Source organism: Vibrio sp. Vb0937 (assembly GCF_033338855.1).
The window spans coordinates 1-1,422 of sequence record NZ_JAWOTK010000190.1 but is presented as its reverse complement, the minus strand read 5'-3'; the positions used below and the strand labels follow the sequence as shown (position 1 = coordinate 1,422).

Genomic DNA, 1,422 nt, shown 5'->3' with positions numbered 1-1,422 from the left:
CAACGATGGCGAAAGCTTTTCAAATTCCTCCGTGATGTTAGCCCCCCCTTCGAGACGGAACAAACCACGATGGTTTTCGCCGATGCCGCGAATCCACGAAGATCGCCCAAGCAGACGCAATACGCGCGTTTCAGACAGTAGCGCCGGATCGCCGTATTCAACCGTTACGCTTTGCTTATCGCCCCACATTGGCATACTGCCACCACGGACACGAGTACGCGAAAAGGTTGCCCCTGGAAGCACAAACTGCACGCCATCATCTTGCAAACCTTGCGAGAAGTTTTCGTACAAGTGACGAACGTACACGGTTTTGTGCCAACCACCGTCGGTTAACCAGTGTCTTTCTACCGCAAGGTTTGATTCCAAACTCTCAGTATCACGGTTGTCCAAATGCTTCAGACCAAATTGCAATTGATAGTATTCACGTAAGACGTCGTCTAATGGAATTTTGTAGCCGGCGGTGATGGTTTGTTCTGGTTTGGAGAGAGAAAGCGCCGTATTAAAGCTATGACCGCGTGCACTTACCCATGGTTTTTTCCATTTTAAAGTGCCGCGCACACCCGTATCGGTGGAGTAACCAATACCGGTTTCAATTTGGTTTTTCGCAGCAGGCGCTAACGAGACTTTAATCGGCAGCTCGCGCCCATCTTCAAGCTTGCTTAAGTCAGGCTCAACAAACACGGAGGAGAACCAATCGGTGTTAGACAGGTTTTGGTTGTATTCACCCACATCAGAGACAAGGTAAGGTTCGCCAATTTCAAAAGGTCGCATCGACTCAACACGGTTTTCCCAGATCTGGCTTCCCGTAATTTCTACCGGACCAAAGTGATAGCGAATACCGCTGTCGTAGTGCAAACGCACATTGGCTTCATTCAATTCGGGGATCACTTCCAGCTTGTTGAGCTTAAAGTCACCATTGAAGTAACCACGTTGCAAAGCCAGGTTACGGATCCCTGATTTAAGGCTGTCATACTCACCCTGATTTAAAATCCGCCCAACTTTTAAAGGCGATTTGGCGATGAGATTCGCGAATTCTTCATCCTCTTTCGCTTCACCGCTGATCACGACATCCATTACTTTGATCTTAACTGGTAAGCCTTTGTGGATGTTAACGATCAGCTCGTCATTCCCTTCGGAAATAGAGTATGAAATTTTTGCATGATAATAGCCAAGCGCATTAAGCGCTTCGGTGATACTTTGATCCAATCGCGCCTGAAAGCGCAGCGAAGTGGAGTAATCCTTCTCTGGAATCGAAGACAGGTACGCTTTCACGTTATCTTCCAGTGCGCCATCGATGCCTTTAAGCTTTAAAGAAACATCCGCATACGCGCTCTGAGAAACACCCAACAAGACAACAATGCTGGGGAGAGCATTTGTTCTCTTTCTTTTATACCTTATTGTAGTTAAAGAAACAAAAATAAT

The 1,422-nt window shown here is 47.0% G+C and carries 1 protein-coding gene; it reads right to left on the bottom strand.

All coding sequences use genetic code 11. From position 1 onward, the window contains the following. On the bottom strand, positions 1 to 1,398 hold a 1,398-nt coding region (locus tag R7P67_RS24315; RefSeq protein ID WP_411912813.1), incomplete at its 3' end, for an autotransporter assembly complex protein TamA. Positions 1,399 to 1,422 lie beyond the last annotated feature (24 nt).